The 3,250-nt window shown below is 65.3% G+C and carries 5 protein-coding genes; all 5 read right to left on the bottom strand.

Translation table 11 applies throughout. The features are described from left to right. Positions 1-246 precede the first annotated feature (246 nt). Entirely contained in the window at positions 247-639 is a 393-nt protein-coding gene (locus ACI944_RS13500; protein WP_411719549.1) for a hypothetical protein, read from the bottom strand. A 3-nt stretch (positions 640-642) separates the two neighbouring features. Next, positions 643-1,737, bottom strand: a complete 1,095-nt coding sequence (gene ftsY / locus ACI944_RS13495; RefSeq protein WP_411719548.1) for a signal recognition particle-docking protein FtsY — start codon at positions 1,735-1,737, stop codon at positions 643-645. 5 nt (positions 1,738-1,742) lie between these two features. Then, positions 1,743-2,201: a prefoldin subunit alpha gene (pfdA, locus tag ACI944_RS13490; protein ID WP_411719547.1), complete on the bottom strand. Its 459-nt coding sequence runs from the start codon at positions 2,199-2,201 to the stop codon at positions 1,743-1,745. After that, complete coding sequence (gene rpl18a / locus ACI944_RS13485; protein WP_015408493.1) at positions 2,198-2,371, bottom strand: 50S ribosomal protein L18Ae; 174 nt, start codon at positions 2,369-2,371, stop codon at positions 2,198-2,200. The genes pfdA and rpl18a overlap by 4 nt, the downstream gene beginning before the upstream one ends. Before the next feature lie 112 nt (positions 2,372-2,483). Beyond that, positions 2,484-3,250, bottom strand: a 767-nt coding sequence (locus ACI944_RS13480; protein WP_411719546.1) for a phosphatase PAP2 family protein, incomplete at its 5' end; no start/stop codon positions are given.

The raw sequence follows: 3,250 nt of genomic DNA, 5'->3' as shown, positions 1-3,250 counted from the left end.
TCGCCGCGCTCGAAGTCGGCGGTCAGGATGCAATCCTTGCTGACCGGTGGGCCGGGTTGACGATACCGGCAGGGGTTATATAGGTCAGCGTTACGTGCCAATTTTTATTACTAATTCCCTCATTTAGGGTGCTCAAGCACGTCGACACCGCGAAATAACGATCCGGGTTGTCCATCCATGGCACGGATCTAGCCACCGGAGCAATTACTCATTATCCGATACTTTCTGCAAAATCACGGTAGTATGTCACTCGAAAGGCGCCTCGTCGAGTGTCGCCTGCCCCGCGTCGCCGAACCATCGGATTGCGACCCGTTGCCCCGATTCGAAACGTCGGTCCTCGAGTTCGATCCGGTCGCCTGGCCGGACGAGGCCCGTCTCCGCCTCCCAGACCGTTCCGTGGACCGCCCGGTCCGGCACGAGTGGGCGGTCCTCATAGACCAGAATTCGGAGTGACCCGGAGGACACAGATGTCCCACCGGCATGCTCAACGACCAGTTCGCCGGCCGCCGGATCGCCGGAGACTTCGAAGTCCGCGTCGGGGGCCGCCTCCTCAGGGAGGTCCGTCGTCAAAACGTAGGCCCCGCCCGCGGCGACGGCGAGGCCGAGAAGCACCACCGCGATCGCGGTCCGGTCCCGCACGCCTCACTCCTCGCGGAGCAGGCGATCGACGATTTCGTCGGGATCAAACCGTTCGATGTCCTCGTAACCTTGGCCAGTGCCAAGAAAGAGAATCGGCTTTCCGGTGACGTGGGCGATCGAGATCGCGGCGCCGCCCTGGGAGTCCGCGTCGGCTTTCGTCAGTATCGCACCGTCGACCTCGGCGGCGTCGTTGAACTCCTCGGCGCGGTTGGTCGCGTCCTGACCCGCAACCGCCTCGTCGACGAACAGCGTCATGTCGGGATCGACGACGCGGTCGATCTTCTCGAGTTGGGCCATCAGGTCGTTGGACGTGTGGAGTCGGCCGGCGGTGTCGCCCAATACGACGTCGACGCCGTTGGCGTCGGCGTACTCGACGGCGTCGTAGATGACCGCCGCGGGGTCGCCGCCTTGCTCGTGGGTGATGATCTTCGTGTCGAGCGCCTCGGCGTGCTCTTTGATCTGCTCGTTCGCGCCCGCCCGATAGGTGTCGCCGTTGGCCATCACCGACGACAGCCCGCGCTCCTCGAGCCACCGTGAGAGCTTCGCGATCGAGGTAGTCTTGCCGACGCCGTTGACGCCGGTGAATACGATCACAACCGGCTTTTCGGCCGATCTGATCCGGTCCTCGAAGTCGAACTGTCCGACGCTGATCACGTCGCGGAGCGCGTCGCCGATCGCCCGCTCGATGACCTGCTCGCCGGATTCAACCTGCTTTCGCGTGCCGCCGACCAGTTGTTCGCGGATGCGCTCGGTAATCTCGCGTGCGACACCCATCTCGACATCGCCCTGGAGAAGCTCAAGTTCCAGCGATTCGAGGGGCGCTTCGAGTTCCTCCTCGGTGATGACTGTCCGTCCGGTGGCGGCGAGGGCCGCCTTCTTGGCCAGCCCGGGGCCGTCGTCGTCTGCCGCGCCGGAATCCGGTTCAGCATCGGCTCTGTCAGCGCTCTCGGCTTCAGCGTCAACGTCGGCTGCTGGCTCCGCCTCACCCGCTGCTTCGGCGTCTGTCGCGGTTTCGGCGTCCGCCTCGGCGTCACCATCGGCCTCGGCCTCAACGTCACTTTTGAATTTGCCGAGTTTCTCCTTCAGTCCGTCGAACATCGCCCCTACTCGTCGTCCTGCTGCATCTGCTGTTGCATCTGTTGCATCTGCTGTTGTTGGGCCTGCTGGGCCTTGGCCTCAAGATCCTCTGTCTCCGCCTCGACCGCCTCAATCTCCTCTTCGAGGTCGGCGATCCGATCGTCGAGGGTTTCCTTTTTTCTTTCGAGGGAGTCGACTGCGCCGTCACTGTCGCGCTCGGCGGCGTAGCCGCCTCCGAGCGTGACAATGACCTCGTCCATGTCTTGGATCTCTGCGCGGACGTAGGCGTCCCCGCCGAGGGGAACCTGCACCGTCGCCCCGGAGTCGAGCGCTCCGATCGCTTCGATGGCCTCGTCGATCTCGCCTTGCTCCGTGCGGACGTTTTCGATCTCGTTTTGGATGGCCTCCTTCTCCTGCTCGAGGGCCTGCATCTGCTCTTGGATCTGCTGCATCGCACCGCCGCCACCGCCACCACCGAGGCTCATGCGTCCACCCCGTCGATGTCGATCTGGGTGCGCTTCAGGCCGTGCTGGGAGCCGAAGTTGGTGTAGACGCGCTCCTCGGCCACGTCGGCGTTCGGCGCATCAACTGTCGTCTCGAACTCCTGTTCGCCGAAGCGGGCGGGATAGCGCCCGCGTACCGTGAACTCACTCATACAACTAACACGTCGCGCAAGCCGGAAGTATCTTCCTAACTGTGCGACCGGGGGTGGTACCTCCGTTGGACTGCGATGCCCTACCCGAATGCGATTGAAGACGACGTATCCCTCAGATACGACGCGCGGCCGCCTCGCCCGCCAGCGGCGCGACGATAACCCCGGAGACGACGACAGCCATCCCGAGAAACGAGACGTACGGGGCGGATTCAAGACTGTAGACGATCGCAAACAGCGCGGTGAAGAACAGCCCAACCGCGGTGGCCGCGACCCCGCCCCGGGCCGTCGTCCGGCCATGCGCCACCGCGTCGCCGACGATACCCCACGTCAATCGCGCGCCGAGCGCCCCGCCGAGCGCGAGCATCGCCTCGGTCGTGTACCCGATCGCCCCCCCAACGAGCGCGACACCGAGCGCGAGCAGCATCGCTCGCCCCGGCTTCGATCCCCGGCCGCAGAGCCGGTAGACGGAGAGGAGGTACACCGACCCGACTGCCAGGCCGGCGGCGACGTCAACGAGGTAGTGAACGCCAAGGGCGACCCGCGACAGCGGGAGCAAGACACACAGTGTCGCCGCGGCAGCGTAGCTTCGGCGGCTTCCGACCAGCAGCCCGAGGCCGCCGTAGACGACCACTGCCGAGATGGCGTGCCCGCTCGGGAAGCCAAACCCCGACGCCGCGCCGATTTCGGCGTATAGGGGGAGGAGCGACGCAGGAACCATTTCGGCACCCGCCGGGTCGGCGGCACCGGGGGGACGCGGGAGCCGAAACAGTTCTTTGAGCACCGTCGTCGTGGCGAGACCGCCGAGCGCGAGTGCGATCGCAACGGCTGCTTGGGGGCGCGACAGCGACAGCGCCCCCGGAAACGCGGTACCGAACCAAT

Source organism: Natronomonas sp., assembly GCF_046710025.1.
Taxonomy (GTDB): domain Archaea; phylum Halobacteriota; class Halobacteria; order Halobacteriales; family Haloarculaceae; genus Natronomonas.
The sequence above is the reverse complement of the archived record's forward strand: the minus strand, read 5'-3'. Positions and strand labels throughout refer to the sequence as shown.

Coding starts and splice junctions, on each gene's coding strand:
- ftsY (WP_411719548.1), bottom strand. CDS start 1,737: ATGTTCGACGGACTGAAGGAGAAACTCGGCAAATTCAAAAGTGACGTT.
- pfdA (WP_411719547.1), bottom strand. CDS start 2,201: ATGAGCCTCGGTGGTGGCGGTGGCGGCGGTGCGATGCAGCAGATCCAA.
- rpl18a (WP_015408493.1), bottom strand. CDS start 2,371: ATGAGTGAGTTCACGGTACGCGGGCGCTATCCCGCCCGCTTCGGCGAA.